The organism is Shewanella yunxiaonensis (assembly GCF_018223345.1).
Taxonomy (GTDB): domain Bacteria; phylum Pseudomonadota; class Gammaproteobacteria; order Enterobacterales; family Shewanellaceae; genus Shewanella; species Shewanella yunxiaonensis.
This window is the reverse complement of sequence record NZ_CP073587.1, coordinates 1,789,145-1,804,759: the sequence shown is the minus strand read 5'-3', so window position 1 is coordinate 1,804,759 and position 15,615 is coordinate 1,789,145. Positions and strand designations below refer to the sequence as shown.

Here is a 15,615-nt window from a genome sequence, read left to right as displayed (position 1 = left end):
AGAAATCATGACCAACGGGATCAACCTTTTGCTTTTGTGTGGTGGTGGTGGTGCAGAACATGCGATTTCACTACTATCAGCCAGTTATTTTGAAACCTGTCTTAGCAAAGTCTCGGGGATCAATCTGCTGTGGCTCGAATTAGATGGCAAAGGTCAGTACCACACCAAAGATGGTCGCAAATGTGAGTTGACCAATCGTCGCGAAATTCGTTTTGACGACGACACCCCAAGTTGGCCGGTCAATTATGTGATCCCATGCATTCACGGTTATCCCGGAGAAACCGGTGATATTCAGTCGTACTTTAACCTGATCAACCTACCCTATTTTGGCTGTGAATCCGAAGGCAGCAGCAATTGCTTTAATAAGATCACCGCCAAGATGTGGTTTACTGCCTTGGGCATACCCAATACACCCTATATTTTTGTCAACCAACCTGATGCTGAAGCCATCACCCGTTGCCAACAGGCCTTAAATAATTGGGGCTCACTGTTCATTAAAGCAGCTTCACAGGGGTCATCGGTTGGCTGCTACAAAGTGGATGATGCCACCAAAGTTGCAGCAACGCTTAAAGAGGCATTTAACTATTCCCCATATGTGGTGGTGGAAAAAACCATTCATGCCCGGGAACTGGAAGTCGCTGTCTATGAATATCAGGGAGAAGTAATTGCTACGCGCCCAGGGGAGATTGTCTGCGCCGCTAACACCTTCTACACCTATGAAGAGAAGTACGCTGACAACAGCCATGCCACCACTAAAGTGGAAGCTGAAAACCTGACCGAAACGCAAATTGCTACTATCCGCGATTATGCGGTACGGGCATTTAAAGGGTTAAAGCTACGCCACCTGTCACGCATCGACTTTTTCCTGAGCGACGAGGGTGAAATTCTGCTTAACGAGATCAACACATTCCCGGGACTCACCAAAATCTCCATGTTCCCTAAAATGCTCGCCAATCACGGCGAGGATTTTACAAGTTACCTGCTGGACAATATTGAGCGGCAACTTGAATAAAAATGGCTAACCGACATTAACAATGGTCATTTAAGCACAACGACACAACAAAAAATTAAGGCCAGAAATCGTTTCTGGCTTTATTTTGCACATTCCGAAACGCAATATGCCAGTTGCTCGATAATTTTGAGAAGCAATAGCGGTGGAGCCCTTAAGAAATCTTCATAAATCACTTAGCTTAACTTTCCTTGCTTACTATCTGTTTGTTGCTATCGTTTGTATGAAAACATTGCAGATACATAATACGAGTATTAAGACAGCATGATAGTTAATACATCAATGTTCTGATTTTTTATTTATGGAGATTGAAAATGGACGAAATATTCAACAAGCTAGATATAAATCAATACTTGCCTGCCGCAGTCGATTGGACCACAAATATTTTGCTGGCGTTGCTTATTCTAGTTATTGGCATCTGGATTGCAAATAAGGCCTATCAAACAGTGATCGCCTTTTCTAATAAGCATAAACAGCTCGATGATACTCTATTCAGATTTTTTGGTAGCCTTACGCGATATGTAATTCTGGCATTTGTCGGCATTGCAGTGTTAAACCGTTTCGGAGTACAGACAGCATCAATAATTGCTTTATTGGGTGCAGCAGGTTTAGCTGTTGGCTTAGCTCTTCAAGGCACGCTAACCAATCTGGCCGCTGGTGTCATGTTGTTGATTTTCCGCCCATATAAAGTAAACGACTTTATTGATGTCGCCGGCAAATTTGGCAAAGTCACAGAAATAGACATGTTCACCACCATTTTGCAAACATTTGATAATCAGCGGATTATTATTCCCAATGGTAAAATTTGGGGTGACCAGATCATTAATCATTCTCATCACGCTATCCGTGGTGTAGATATGCACTTTAGCATTGCCTATGGGGCAAGTATTGATGAGGCCCACAAGGTAATCGAAAAAGTGCTACTGGATCATCCCCATGTTCTCAAAGATCCCGTCCCTTTTATTGAAGTAGAAACATTAAATAGCAGTTCAGTGGATTTCCTGGTTCGTCCTTTCTGTGAAGGACAGCATTATTTTGATATTCGCTACTCTATTCCTGAGCGGATCAAAAAGGCGCTAGATGCAGCCAATATTGAAATTCCGCTTCCTCACAGAAAAGTTATTCTAGTTAATCAGTGATTGTCTGATAAGTCCGCCAGCATTTGTCACAGATACTGGCGGATTTGCAAGGATAACCAATGTGTAGTACTCGTTCCCGTTGCAGTTGTTATCTTATTTGATGGGATATTCAAAATATTTAGCTGAGCGATCTGTTACAGCAATAATGTTGTCTTTTATTACGTATACCATTCGTTCTTTGAATTGACAACGTCATGTTCCCAGCTTTGGCGACACGTATTACAGTGTTATACACTACAATAACGTCCCACATAGATTACGGATAATTGAAATGAATGAGAAAAAATTAAGCATTATTGCAGCGATTTGTCTCGTAATAGGAGGCGTATTAGGCATCATTGGCTCCTTTGTCTCACCGTCTTTTCGTGGAATTGCCTGGGGAGTAGATGGCACCTCATTGGTTATTGCTTCAGCACTATTATCAGTTCATTACATAAAACATAGAAATCAACATCTTGCTGCTGCATTTCTAATATTTCTTGTCGGGCAAACATTAGTAGTTTCCGGTTCTGCAATGAAGTTATCTGAGAGTTCACCTTTATTTGCTTCCGGAGCGGGTCTTTGGGCCGCTTCCTTAGCACTGATTTGTACTTCTTCTGTCATTCCTATTGTCATCAGAGTGTTAGCCGGAATTTCTTCAGTTTTATTTGCAATTACTGCAATACAAATCTATGGCGGTGCAGAATTAAATCCATTATCGAAGCCATTGCCCTTTTTCGCATACCCAATCTTTGTATTTACGCTGTTTGGACTCGCGTGGCTTCATCTTCGACTGCCAGCTAAAAGCAATCTTGTGTAATAGTACTGATTCATCAGTTTGACCATGAATACTGCAATAATCGACATTTTTTGGAATATGTTCTTTAATTTAAATCAATATCAAATAGATATAACGACTCAATAGGGAAACAACATGAACAAAATCATCATGATTCTGCTATCCATCTTTTTACCACCTGTCGCAGTTTTTATAAAAGAAGGCGTTGGAAAGCATCTACTTATCAACATTATTCTCTGCCTGTTCTTTTACCTTCCTGGGATTATCCATGCACTTTGGCTGAATATGAAGTAAGCAGAACTGATCTGACACACTATTCATGTAACACCAGTTATAATGCTTACATGAGTATATGTTGATATTGAAACTTTAATGCTTCAGTACCGGAAAGTGTTCAATAATTATTGCATATAAAAGCACCACATTGTTTCCGTGAGTAGGTGAACTCGCGTCCATCATCCGCGTTGTTGCAACACATCACCTACGCGTTAACTCTGGCTATTTTCTATCAAATTTATCGAAAATTGCCGCTCCGTGACTAGAACAATATAATATTACTGTGTAGTTCAATATCCATATGAATTTAAATAAAAAACCACCCTCAATTGACGGTGGTTTTTTTCGTATTAGGGCTGCTTACTTATGGAAAAACACCATCGTCCACGGCAGGACATATGCCTGCATAACGGTGATAAAGCCAACAAATGCGCAAAAAATCAGACTGTGCTTCAGTGTAAAGCGGAACAGTTCAGATTCACGCCCAACCAACCCTGTTGCCGCACAGGCCACTGCGATCGATTGTGGCGAGATCATCTTACCGGTGACCCCCCCTGTCGTATTGGCAGCGACCAGTAGATCTGGTGTTACGCCAATCTGATGCGCAGTGTTTGCCTGCAATGACGCAAATAGCGCATTCGATGACGTATCTGAACCTGTCAGGAACACCCCTAACCAACCAAGGAATGGAGAGAAGAATGGGAATGCTGCCCCACTGCCTGCCAGTAACAACGCCAGCGTAGAAGATAATCCAGAGTAGTTAGCAACGAACGCAAATGCGAGTACCAGTCCGATAGACAATACCGGGAATCTCAGTTCACGTAGCGTTTCCCCGAAAGTCTTAAGCGCATCTTTAGCTGACATCTTCAGTAAGAAGATGGAGATAATGGCGGCAATTAATATCGCAGTACCGACAGCGCTTAAGAGATTGAATTTGAATACAGCGGCATAAGCAGTATCTTTAGCCACAATCGGGGCAGTCTTGATCACCAGATTGTGAAGTCCAGGCACTTGGATTGCAAAGGTAATGCTGTTCAGATAACCCTGGATGGCCTTAATACTCCACAAAGTCACCATCACTGTCAGAATGATAAATGGCATCCACGCCCGTATCACCTGTCCACTAGAATAAGAAGACTTCAGCTTGGCACTCCGAGGTTTCATCCCGGCAAAGGTGAATATCTCTTTGGGTTGCCACACCTTAAGGAACAGCGTCAGACATACCAAGCTCACCAGCGCCGAGGTAATATCTGGAAGTTCAGGGCCGACAAAGTTTGACGTGAAGAACTGGGTAATCGCAAAAGAGCCACCAGCAACCAAAGTCGCAGGCCAAGTTTGGCGGATCCCTCTCATGCCATCCATCATTGCGATTAACCAGAATGGCACAATAACCGACAGCATTGGCAACTGCCGTCCGGCGATCTGACCAATATGATAAGGATCCAGTGATGACACTTGCCCAGCAACGATAATTGGGATCCCCATGGCACCGAACGCTACTGGCGCGGTGTTGGCAATTAAGCACAATCCGGCGGCATACAGCGGGTTAAACCCTAGTCCAACCAGCAGGGCTGCGGTAATTGCGACGGGTGCACCAAAACCGGCAGCACCTTCCAGAAATGCACCGAAGGAAAAGCCCACCAGTAACATCTGTAGCCGCTGATCTTCTGTAATAGATGTTACCGAAGCACGAATGATCTCGAACTGACCGGTTTTAACAGTAACTTTATAGAGGAATACTGCAGTAATGATGATCCACGCAATTGGCCATAAGCCATATGCAAAACCATATATTGCAGAGGCTAATGCCATTGACACCGGCATTTTATATACCAGCACCGCCACCAATAAAGCTAACAATAAGGTATAGGCGCCAGCGAGATGTCCTTTTAATTTAAGCACTGTCAGTGCCAGGAAGAAAAAGACAATTGGTAACAGCGCCACTAATGCAGACAGCCACAGGCTGCCTAATGGCGCATAGGTTTGTGTCCAGGTCATACGAATAGGTCTCCAAGTGCTTATATATTTTGTTATAAATGGTGCCGGTCATTTATTAGCTAAGCGCTATGACTTTTATAAAACACCGGGATTTATCTTAGAGAGATGGTTTTTTAAGGTAATATTCACGTTCAAATTAAGTGACGAATGTCTCATAAAATAAATTTCTAATGTGATCTGTATTACTATTGACAATGAATTAAAAAGCAGTCAGAGCGAGATTTAACCAAAATATTTTATAACAACCAATTGTCTTTCAGAAAGTTAGCGCTAAAGATTAAGTTCAATTTAGCCGCTTTATTTTCGCTAATTCATCAATAAAAGCAGTATTAAATGTCAATTTTTGACCGTTTATGAGTTTTATAGGGTCGTAAGCTGGGCAATAGGATTAAGAGGCAGGCGATTTAATTAGTCACAGTTAAAATTTAGCGATTTACCTCACATCGCTTAAACGACAAATACATTGATGTTCACAACCATTGTGGCCGTTTATAAAACGCTAACGTTCCAAAGATTACAGCACTTCGATACGATTTCTGCCGTTATCCTTTGCCAGATACAAGGCTTTATCGGCCCGACTAAGTAATTCCGATAGACTTTCACCATTACGGTACTGTGTTAGACCAAAGCTCGCTGTCTTATTACCGACTTCAGAAAAATCAAAATGATTAATCTTTTCCTGCAATAATGCCGCAACGGTAGTGGCCTGTGCGATATCGGTATGAGGCAGTAAGATGACAAACTCTTCGCCACCGATACGACCGATATGATCCTGATGTCGAACATTATTGAGCAGTAAATTAGCAAAGCTCACTAATACGCTGTCACCCACAGCATGCCCGTGCGTATCATTTACTGTCTTAAAATGATCAATATCGAGCATGATCAGTGACATCGGATAATGATGCTGACGAATCAATGTGGTTTCGCATTCGTAAAGTTCGGCAATTTTGGCGCGGTTCCATAGTGCAGTCAAACCATCACTACTCGCGCTATGTGCCAGTGTTCGTTGCTGCATATATAAGGTTTTATTCGCCTGCTCCTGCACCACAGCATTTACCACCCCGAACAAATAAGCCGACATCAGCCACAACATATGCAATGCGTAGAACTCGCCATTAACACCTTTTACCAGCGTTATCAGCACCACAATCGACACCGAGATCGACGCAGAAATTGCAGCATAGCGTAGTGTTAATCCGGATATCGCGAACGTCCAGACAACATTCAAGTAAATCTCTGGTGAGAAAAAAGCGAAACGAGGTGAATCAATATTGAACAAAAGATTGGAAAGAAGCGCGGTAATTGGTGCAATGACCAATAACGTCCGCATAACCTGATGCAATTTCGGATAATAGGTCAAGCCACCAATCACTAATAATGATACGGGAATCAGCACACCATGCACCATCCAACGTAAAGTGGTATAAGACAGTGTCAAATCGCTTTCCAGCAGCGCATACAGTCCATAAAGCAACGCGGTGACAAAAGCAATATAACGAATTTGCTGGGTTTTGGATTGTAAATGCCACTGCTGAAAATCCATTTGATGCGGATCCAGCAAGCAAAGTTTATCTGATGAGGGTGTCAACAAATGTCTGAGTCCTGACCGGTGTTATGCTAACGGCGCCGCCCGGTTTACATTACAGATGACGGTAACTTGCCAAATGTACATGACTTATTGCCATTTGCAAATGCCAAGACTGCCAAGCTCACCGTTTTCATTAGTCAAACTGACAAGCACTACTGCCGAAAGGTGCCATCTGAAATTCCGGTAATGTTTCTGCTTGCGCAGATAAGGCGGCCAAATGTGGAAAATCAGCCGCAAGAACAACGTCAGGTAACATCTGTTGACTGAAATACCAAGCGACGGCAATTGAAACGCCGGCTAAATCCGCATTGTCACTGGTCATAGTTATTGGGCGTTCAGCCAGCAATTGCTCTAGCACTTCGTACGCCGATAACAGCTGACTAATCACGCGTTGCGACCAGGCATCGTACTGTTTTTCCACCGGCCGCAACTTACGCTCATAAACCAGCTGTACGCTTTTTTCACAGGCCGCCAACGCCAGCCCCAATTGCTGCAATTGTCGTTTTAACAGTGTTGGTTCTTCAGCCAAAAGCTTCCTTGCCGGGGCGATGGCAGTGGCATATTGCAGGATCAGCGTCGAATCCATCAATGCAGTGCCATCATCGCATATCAACGTCGGCGCTTTTACCACGGGGTTGAGCTGAGCAAACGCTTCGAAAGTACTGAACACGGATAACGGCTGATGTTCAAACTTAATACCCAATAGCTGTAGAGAAATTGCCACGCGCCGTACAAAAGGTGAATCCAGCATTCCGATGAGTTTCATAAGTCAACGTCTGATTGAGAAATAGAGATGTTATTCTGCGCCATCAACATTTTCAGTCAAGACTGATTTCAACAGGTTATAAAATGTTACCTATTTTTAATGGCGTTGAATCGATAATGCCGTTTAACTCTTAATACGGAAGATTTACAAAATAACAAACACATGGTGAACCGAATGAAATCCATATTGCCTCTAGCGCTCTGCGCCAGTTTTTCAGTCATGGCTGCAGAACCAGCCTGGGTCACGACCAGCAATCAGTATGCGATAGAGGTGCTGCAAAAATTTGCCGAAGTCAATCCTGAGAATGGTTCCGAGATCGGCATTGAAACCTATGACAGTAAGGCCTCTAACCTCAGTTTGACTGCCGAAAAACACGCAATGGAAGTCATACAGCAAGAGATTACAAAACTCCACGCTGCTGAGAAAAAGGAAAGCGACACCCGAGTACAGCAGGATTTACAAATCATGCTCGATACGTTGCAGCGCGAAGTGAATTCAACAGCCCTTTCCGACAAATATGAGTTGCCTTTTTACAATGTGGGCGAAAAAGTATTTGGCGGTATTCAGACCCTGTTGGATGACAGAAACAGCCAAACCCGCATGCAAAAAGCCGTGGCTCGTCTCAACGCTTACGCAGGGCTGGAGGGTTCAGCAAATATCGCCGCACAAGCCAAAGAACGTACCGAGCAAGCGCTGGGGAACCCGCATTTAACCGCGCCTTATTATCGAGAAGTACAACAAGCCATCGACAATACACCTAAGTTTATCGATGGTATCAAGCAACTATTTAACGATCACAAATTAGAAGGATGGCAACCAGGATTTGAAAAATTGGCGGCGCAGCTAACCGACTATCAGCAATGGCTGCAAACGAAGATTCTGCCGATTGCGCGCAAGTCCAACGTCATGCCTGAAGTGTTATACAGTAACGCGTTGAAAAATGACGGTGTGGATATGCCGCCTCGAGAGCTTATCCAACGGGCACTGTTTGAATACGCTGAAATTCGTGATGAAATGCAGACAGTCGCGACCGATGTTGCCAAAGCACGAGGTTTTAAAAATGACGATTACCGCTATGTGATCCATCAGTTGCAAAAAGAACAGGTTACCGGTGACGAGGTGCTCCCTTTCTTTAAGCAACGCCTGGCAGATATCGAAAAAATTGTTAAAGCACATGATATTGTTACTTTACCTCAGCGCCCCGCCAATATTCGAGTGGCTTCCGCTGCGGAAACTGCAGCATTACCCGCGGCACACATGAATCCGCCAAGATTAGTCGGCAATACCGGAGAATATGGCGAGTTTGTTTTGCCAATGATCGAGCCGGGCAAAGGTCCCAAAGTGACCGACTTTACCAGTAAAGCCTTTTCCTGGACGCTGACCGTGCATGAAGCACGTCCGGGTCATGAATTGCAGTTTTCCAATATGGTCGAACAGGGTGTTTCGATGGCCCGCGCTATCTTCGCCATGAATAGCGCGAATGCTGAAGGTTGGGCACTGTATGCTGAAGCGATCATGAAACAATATCTGCCTAAAGAGGGTCAGCTGTTTTCGCTACAAGCGCGCCAGCAACGTGCCGCTCGAGCATTTCTGGATCCGATGTTAAATCTGGGCATGATCAGTCCTGAAGATGCCAAAAAAGTTCTGACGGATGGCGTAGTGTTATCTGATGCTTTTGCGCAGCAGGAGATTGATCGCTACACCTTTAAAATGCCAGGACAAGCGACTTCTTATTTTTATGGTTATATGAACCTCAGGGAATTACGCGTCGTAACTGAGATCAAGTTAAAAGACAAGTTCAATCAAAAGGCCTTCCACGATTTCATTCTTAAGCAAGGGCTATTACCCCCGGAATTGCTGAAAAAGGCTGTCGAAGAGGAATTCATTCCCAGCGTTCAGTAAAACTGTTCGGCGCAGCTTTCATGGCTGCGCCTTACCCATCGATTTGCCTAACACGCTGGTCACAGCAAACTCACCCCACTCCGCTACACTTGAAATATCACCTCTTTCTGCGGAGGCACTATGTTACGAGTCATGGATTTAGATCATCTGGTGTTACTGTGCAGTGATATTGAAATTATGCTCGATTTCTATGGACGCGTACTTGGCGCACAACTAGAACGTCAGACACAACACCCACCGTTATGGCAACTGCGACTCGGCAACGTACTGATAGACTTACAACGCCGAGACCAGGCTGACAAAGGTGTTAATGTCGAACATTTTTGTCTTAACATTGCCGAGATTGACGAATCATTGGTGGTGGATTTTTTACACCGTCAAGGCGTAATGTTTGAGCCGTTCAGTGAAAAATACGGCGCGCGCGGCTACAGTCGTTCGCTATATATGTATGATCCGGAAGACAACAAAATCGAATTAAAAATACTGCCAGGCAGCCAGAAATAGCCTCGACGCTATTCCTGGCATCCCCGCCCTATACGGCTTTCAGTTGATTGAGAATGCGTTTTTCTGAGATTGGATACGCAGTGCCCAGCGTCTGTGCAAAACAGCTGACCCGATATTCTTCCAGCATCCAGCGGACTTCAGCGAGCGTCTCAGGCACCGCCTGTGACTTAGGTAATTTCGCCAGTGTCGCCTGGTATTCCGCGGTGGCATTATGAATGCTGAGTAAATGCAGTTTGTCGCGATTTGGGTCAACCGGCAGTTTATCCAGTCGAATTTCAATCGCCTTCAGATATCGGATGACATCCGCTAACCGTTTCCATCCGGTCGCTTCCACAAAACCTTTAAACACCAACTGCTCTAACTGGCTTTGAATATCACTCATGGCAAAGGCAATATTGAGGCTGATTTTGCCCTTGAGACGTTTTCGGATACGTTGATGGGTAGTAAGGATTTCTTCCACCTTCAGCGCAATGCTTTCGGCAGTACTGTTCAGTTCCTGCCGCACAATGTCCCTTGCCTGCGCAAACGCGGCAGGTGAACGTACATCCAATACCTGTTCATCCAGGATCTGCTGCACGGCTGCATGGATAATGTCATCTATCAGTAACTGCACCTGACCAAATGGATTAAAATACATTGCCAGCTTAGCTTTGTTCGGCAATGCCTGTTGCAGGTGCTTCACTGGTGACGGGATATTGATCAGCAACAGTTTCCGCACGCCTTGCCGATGCAGGGATTGCGCCTGCTGTTCGTCATCAAATAATTTGATAGCAACGCTGTCACCTTCATCCACCAGCGCCGGAAACGCCTTCACTTCATAACTGCCGCGGCGGCGTTGATACTCTTTTGGCAGCTCACCAAAACTCCATTCGGTCAGCGCCTGTTGTTCAATACCTTTATCCGCTACCTGACGGATAGCCAGTTTCACCTGGTCTTGTAGTGCAGCTTTTAACTCATCGAGACTGCGACTTTGCGCAATGAGTTTGCCCTGATCATTCTCAATTTTGAAATTGATATTCAGGTGGGGCGGCAGCGTTGTAACATCAAAATCTTCTGGTGCGACCTTGGTGCCGCTCATGCGTAGTAACTGCCGGCACAAACTCTCTAATAGTGGCTGCGCTAGCGGTTTCATGGCTTGCACACAGGCACGAGCATAATCAGGCGCGGGCACAAAATTGCGCCTGAGTGGTTTCGGTAAAGATTTGATCAGGGCGACGCATTTTTCTTCTCTCAGCCCAGGCACCTGCCATCCAAAGTCTTTATCTTCAATCTGATTCAGCAGCGCCACTGGAATATGCAACGACACACCGTCATCTTCTTCACCCGGCTCAAAGCGATAACTCAAAGGTAAAGTCAGCTTGTCCTGCTGCCAGCTATCGGGGAAATCCAGTGCCGACACATGGGTATCGTCACGCTGCATCAGCAATTCGCGACTGAAATTCAGTAACTCCGGAGTAAGCTGTTGTTGTTGACGCCACCACTTATTGAACAGTGGCAGATTGAAGATCCCGGCCGGAATCCGCTCATCATAGAAAGCGAATAAGGTATCTTCATCGACCAGAATATCGCGTCGCCGTGATTTATGTTCCAGCGACTCCACTTCTTCAAGCAGTGCCAGATTCTGTCTATAGAAGACGTCGGTGAGATGTAACTGCCCTTCTGCTAGGCCGCTGCGGATAAAAATCTGCCGCGCTTCTATCGGTTGTACGGGCCCAAACTGCACCTTACGGCGGTTGACTACTGTCAGGCCATATAACACCTGGTTTTCCAGTGCAATGACCGAACCCTGTTTGGCTTCAAAATGCGGTTCTACATAGTGTTTTTTAATCAGATGGGCAGCTAACGATTCCAGCCATTCCGGTTCTATCGCCGCACAACTACGGGCGAACAAGCGTGAAGTCTCGGTGAGTTCGGCGGCCATCACCCATTTCGGGCCTTTTTTCGCTAATGGTGAGCCGGGGAAAATATAGAACTTACGGTTACGGGTGCCCTGATACTCGTTATTCTGATCTTTAAAACCAATGTGACTCAGCAGCCCAGACAGCAACGCCTGATGCAACGGATCATAACTTGCGGGCTCACTGTTTAGCCGCCATTTTAAATCATGGACGCTCTGCCGCAGCTGCGCATACAGGTCCTGCCACTCGCGGATCCGCAAGTACGACAGATACTCGTCCTTCATCTGCTTGCGGAACTGATTACCGGACAACTGCTGTTGCTGCTCTTTAAGGTAATTCCATAAATTGAGTAATGCGACAAAGTCAGATTTCTTATCCACAAAGCGATTATGCGCTTCATCAGCCGCCTGTTTTTTGTCCATTGGCCGTTCGCGCGGATCCTGAATCGACAAGGCAGCGACAATCACCATGACTTCCTGCAAACAACCGAGCTTATTGGCTTCCAGCACCATGCGTGCCAGCCGTGGATCGACCGGAATTGTCGCTAATTCATGTCCCTGTCGGGTTAGCCGCAAATGACCTTTGTGGCGCTCGACCGCTTGCAGTTCTTCCAACAGCAGGAAACCATCACGAATATTGCGTTCATCCGGCGGTTGGATGAATGGAAAGCCACCAATATCCCCCAGGCCGATAGCTAACATCTGTAAGATGACTGACGCCAGATTGGTTCGCAGAATTTCCGGATCGGTAAACTGGGGGCGGTTATTAAAATCGTCCTGCGCATACAACCGGATACAGATACCAGGGCCGACACGACCACAACGCCCTTGACGTTGATTGGCACTGGCCTGAGAAATCGGCTCAATTGGCAATCGCTGTACTTTGGTGCGATAACTGTAGCGGCTAATTCTGGCAGTACCTGGATCGATAACATAGCGGATGCCGGGCACCGTCAATGATGTTTCTGCCACGTTAGTGGCGAGCACAATGCGACGGCCAATATGCGATTTGAATACTTTGGATTGCTCACCGTAAGACAGACGTGCATACAACGGCAAAATCTCAGTATCTCGCAAGTTGCGCTTATTCAGTTGATCCGCCACATCACGGATTTCGCGCTCACCATTAAGGAATACCAGAATGTCGCCAGGACCTTCAGTGGTAAGTTCATCGACTGCGTGAAAAATCCCTTCCATCAGGTCAAGATCTTCATCTTCATCACGCAGCAGCGGCCGGTAACGAGTTTCCACGGGATAAGTACGGCCACTCACTTCTACCACGGGAGCGTTATTAAAATGGCGCGAGAAACGCTCCACATCAATGGTGGCGGAGGTAATGATCAGCTTGAGATCCGGGCGTTTAGGCAGGATCTGTTTCATATAGCCGAGAATGAAATCGATATTAAGGCTGCGCTCATGCGCCTCATCGATGATTAAACAGTCGTACTGCGACAGCCATTTATCGGAGGCCAGTTCCGCCAGCAAGATACCGTCGGTCATCAGCTTGATATAAGAATCACTAGACACGGCATCAGCAAACCGCACTTTGAAGCCGACGGCCTGCCCTAATTCCGTTTGCAGCTCCTCCGCGACCCGCGACGCAACGCTGCGGGCAGCCAGACGCCTCGGCTGAGTATGTCCGATAATACCACGGCTACCGAATCCCAATTCGAGGCAGATTTTCGGCAATTGTGTGGTTTTACCGGAACCGGTTTCTCCGGCGACAATCACCACCTGATGATTGATGATGGCAGACGCAATCTCATCACGCTTTTGCGATACCGGCAGTTCCTCTGGATAGTGGATTTTCGGCCGATGTTGCAAACGCTGTTGTACCCGTTCGAAGGCTGCCTGAGCCTGTTCTGCTAACGCTGCCAATTTGGCGGCTTTGACTGTTTCATCCTGCTGATGTTGCAGTTTAGCCAAGGCACGACGAATACCCGCGGCATCGGCTTGAAAGCACTGCGCCAGATATTCTCGGGAAAGTGGGGACAACTTGCGATTCAAAACAATAACATCCAGTAAATGGAAAACGGCGATCCTAGCAAGGATACGCCGTTTTGGATACGGTTTGTAAATCTCGTTATGTAACTGCTGGCTTTATCGACAATCAGGCGGGAGTCTTATAACAATGTTCGGTGTAACTGCGAATAGCTGACAGCACATTGAAACGGTCAATCACCCCAACCACCTGCCCATTTTCGACCACAGGATAGATTTTAGGCTTCTGCCCCAGCATCTGTTCTGCCAGTAACAATACGCTGTGGTCAGGATTAACCCACAACACATCAGTACGCATACGGTCTTTCACCAGGTCAGCTAAATCACAGTAATAGCTGCTTTTCAGCATAGCCGCCATGCAATCTTGTTGTGAGAGGAAGCCCACCAACTGGCCATTTGCCGCCACAACCGGTGCTCCGGCCTTATGTTGGTTGAGCAGATGATCTACTGCTTCGGCTATGGTCATCTCCGGCGATAACAACACCGGTTTACGATCCATATGGTCACTGACTTTGATATCCATTACATTTTCCCCAAAGATGAAAGTTTACTTTTTAAGTGTAGTAGTGATTCAGAGCTCGGGGAAAACGCGAATAGTCGATTGCCTTAATTAGTTTTTACTGATCACGCCAGATCATCACTAACGGCTCTTCACCGTTTTTACGGCTGGCGCGGTACATGCCTTCAGTGTTGAAGGGCGTGGCGATGTTACCTCGTTGGTCAAGTGCAATAACGCCGCCAGTGCCACCAGCGCTAACCAGTCGCTGGTTAATCACTTCGTCTGCCGCTTCAATAATCGATTTATGCAGATACTTCACCCGGGCACAGATATCGCCCGTCACATGGTAACGAATGAAATATTCTCCCCAACCTGTTGCGGATACTGCGCATACGCCATTTTCAGCATAGGTGCCCGCACCAATAATCGGAGAATCACCAATACGACCATAACGTTTGGCGGTCATCCCACCCGTAGACGTTGCCGCAGCGAGATTTCCCTGTTTATCTAGTGCAACAGCCCCCACAGTACCGAACTTGTAATCCAGGTCCTGCGGATTGACTTTGGCTTGATAATCCTTCTTTTCTGCCGCAGTGATTTTGGCTTTGGCATCCAGCAGTTGCTGGTAGCGATAGTCGGTATCAAAGGTGGTAGCAGGCACTAATGTAAAACCTTGCGTCAATGCAAATTCTTCAGCCCCGGCGCCTGAAAGCATCACATGCTCAGATTTTTCCATCACCGCGCGGGCGAGATCGATAGGATGTTCAATGTGACTCACACCAGCAACAGCACCCGCGTTCATGGTACTGCCATCCATCATCGAGGCATCCATCTCATGTTTGCCATCCCAAGTATATACGGCGCCTTTTCCGGCATTAAAGAGCGGACTGTCTTCCAACACATTGATCGCCGCTTGCACTGCATCAATACTCTTGCCGCCATCATCCAGAACTTTATATCCGGCATTCACGGCTTCGGTAAGCTTGGCGCGGTATTGTTTAAGCTGATCATCGGTTAACTTCGCTTTTGAAATGGTACCCGCGCCGCCATGAATGACGATGGCAAAAGGTGGCTCAGCAGCCATCGCCGGTAATGATGGGACAGCCAGCAGAGCTAATGCTGTCCAGAGTTTTTTTATTTTGGTTTTCATTATTTTGCTTCCACGTTAACAACTACAAACCTTTGTAACGGTTTTGCCTGCTAAAAACAATCTGCTGCTTGCTTGGTAATGGAGCAAAGGTAACAATATCCTATA

12 protein-coding genes are annotated in these 15,615 nt (G+C 46.1%); 6 read left to right on the top strand and 6 right to left on the bottom strand.

Features of this window, described 5'->3' with window-relative positions; translation table 11 throughout:
• Positions 1-7: 7 nt before the first annotated feature.
• From KDN34_RS08290 to KDN34_RS08275, 4 genes are all read left to right on the top strand, one after another.
• Positions 8-1,012: a D-alanine--D-alanine ligase gene (locus tag KDN34_RS08290; RefSeq protein WP_212596382.1), complete on the top strand. Its 1,005-nt coding sequence runs from the start codon at positions 8-10 to the stop codon at positions 1,010-1,012.
• A 311-nt stretch (positions 1,013-1,323) separates the two neighbouring features.
• Positions 1,324-2,148: a mechanosensitive ion channel family protein gene (locus KDN34_RS08285; protein ID WP_212596381.1), complete on the top strand. Its 825-nt coding sequence runs from the start codon at positions 1,324-1,326 to the stop codon at positions 2,146-2,148.
• 271 nt (positions 2,149-2,419) lie between these two features.
• Complete coding sequence (locus KDN34_RS08280) at positions 2,420-2,947, top strand: hypothetical protein (protein ID WP_212596380.1); 528 nt, start codon at positions 2,420-2,422, stop codon at positions 2,945-2,947.
• 114 nt (positions 2,948-3,061) lie between these two features.
• The gene (locus tag KDN34_RS08275; protein ID WP_212596379.1) at positions 3,062-3,220 is read left to right on the top strand and encodes a YqaE/Pmp3 family membrane protein; all 159 of its coding nucleotides are present in this window, start codon (positions 3,062-3,064) and stop codon (positions 3,218-3,220) included.
• Between the two features lie 342 nt (positions 3,221-3,562).
• Here the strand turns inward: KDN34_RS08275 and KDN34_RS08270 are convergent, their stop codons facing one another.
• The 3 genes from KDN34_RS08270 to KDN34_RS08260 all read right to left on the bottom strand — a co-directional run bounded on the left by KDN34_RS08270 (position 3,563) and on the right by KDN34_RS08260 (position 7,557).
• Positions 3,563-5,200 (bottom strand): lactate permease LctP family transporter, encoded by a 1,638-nt coding sequence (locus KDN34_RS08270; protein WP_212596378.1) that lies wholly within the window; start codon positions 5,198-5,200, stop codon positions 3,563-3,565.
• 514 nt (positions 5,201-5,714) lie between these two features.
• Positions 5,715-6,746: a GGDEF domain-containing protein gene (locus KDN34_RS08265; RefSeq protein WP_212596377.1), complete on the bottom strand. Its 1,032-nt coding sequence runs from the start codon at positions 6,744-6,746 to the stop codon at positions 5,715-5,717.
• Positions 6,747-6,924: 178 nt separating this feature from the next.
• Positions 6,925-7,557: a glutathione S-transferase gene (locus tag KDN34_RS08260; RefSeq protein ID WP_212596376.1), complete on the bottom strand. Its 633-nt coding sequence runs from the start codon at positions 7,555-7,557 to the stop codon at positions 6,925-6,927.
• Positions 7,558-7,731: 174 nt separating this feature from the next.
• Here KDN34_RS08260 and KDN34_RS08255 point away from each other — a divergent pair, with 174 nt between their 5' ends.
• Together KDN34_RS08255 and KDN34_RS08250 are read left to right on the top strand one after the other, a co-directional pair.
• Positions 7,732-9,459 (top strand): DUF885 domain-containing protein, encoded by a 1,728-nt coding sequence (locus tag KDN34_RS08255; RefSeq protein ID WP_212596375.1) that lies wholly within the window; start codon positions 7,732-7,734, stop codon positions 9,457-9,459.
• 120 nt (positions 9,460-9,579) lie between these two features.
• Entirely contained in the window at positions 9,580-9,963 is a 384-nt protein-coding gene (locus KDN34_RS08250) for a VOC family protein (RefSeq protein ID WP_212596374.1), read from the top strand.
• 28 nt (positions 9,964-9,991) lie between these two features.
• On the opposite strand, the gene hrpA is transcribed toward KDN34_RS08250, so the two are convergent.
• The 3 genes from hrpA to KDN34_RS08235 form a co-directional block, all read right to left on the bottom strand.
• Positions 9,992-13,873 carry an ATP-dependent RNA helicase HrpA gene (hrpA, locus tag KDN34_RS08245; protein ID WP_212596580.1) on the bottom strand — a complete coding sequence of 1,294 codons (3,882 nt, stop codon included), beginning with the start codon at positions 13,871-13,873 and terminating at the stop codon, positions 9,992-9,994.
• A gap of 97 nt (positions 13,874-13,970) precedes the next feature.
• A complete protein-coding gene (locus tag KDN34_RS08240; RefSeq protein ID WP_212596373.1) occupies positions 13,971-14,384 on the bottom strand; it encodes a CBS domain-containing protein in 414 nt (137 codons plus the stop codon).
• A gap of 94 nt (positions 14,385-14,478) precedes the next feature.
• Positions 14,479-15,444 carry an isoaspartyl peptidase/L-asparaginase family protein gene (locus KDN34_RS08235; RefSeq protein WP_228730478.1) on the bottom strand — a complete coding sequence of 322 codons (966 nt, stop codon included), beginning with the start codon at positions 15,442-15,444 and terminating at the stop codon, positions 14,479-14,481.
• Between the last annotated feature and the right edge of the window lie 171 nt (positions 15,445-15,615).

Excerpts from the sequence above, each read along its gene's own strand:
- KDN34_RS08265 (WP_212596377.1), bottom strand. The coding sequence starts at position 6,746 with ATGGATTTTCAGCAGTGGCATTTACAATCCAAAACCCAGCAAATTCGT.
- KDN34_RS08260 (WP_212596376.1), bottom strand. The coding sequence starts at position 7,557 with ATGAAACTCATCGGAATGCTGGATTCACCTTTTGTACGGCGCGTGGCA.
- KDN34_RS08240 (WP_212596373.1), bottom strand. The coding sequence starts at position 14,384 with ATGGATATCAAAGTCAGTGACCATATGGATCGTAAACCGGTGTTGTTA.
- KDN34_RS08280 (WP_212596380.1), top strand. The coding sequence starts at position 2,420 with ATGAATGAGAAAAAATTAAGCATTATTGCAGCGATTTGTCTCGTAATA.
- KDN34_RS08285 (WP_212596381.1), top strand. The coding sequence starts at position 1,324 with ATGGACGAAATATTCAACAAGCTAGATATAAATCAATACTTGCCTGCC.
- KDN34_RS08235 (WP_228730478.1), bottom strand. The coding sequence starts at position 15,444 with ATGGCTGCTGAGCCACCTTTTGCCATCGTCATTCATGGCGGCGCGGGT.
- KDN34_RS08270 (WP_212596378.1), bottom strand. The coding sequence starts at position 5,200 with ATGACCTGGACACAAACCTATGCGCCATTAGGCAGCCTGTGGCTGTCT.
- KDN34_RS08255 (WP_212596375.1), top strand. The coding sequence starts at position 7,732 with ATGAAATCCATATTGCCTCTAGCGCTCTGCGCCAGTTTTTCAGTCATG.
- KDN34_RS08290 (WP_212596382.1), top strand. The coding sequence starts at position 8 with ATGACCAACGGGATCAACCTTTTGCTTTTGTGTGGTGGTGGTGGTGCA.
- KDN34_RS08275 (WP_212596379.1), top strand. The coding sequence starts at position 3,062 with ATGAACAAAATCATCATGATTCTGCTATCCATCTTTTTACCACCTGTC.
- KDN34_RS08250 (WP_212596374.1), top strand. The coding sequence starts at position 9,580 with ATGTTACGAGTCATGGATTTAGATCATCTGGTGTTACTGTGCAGTGAT.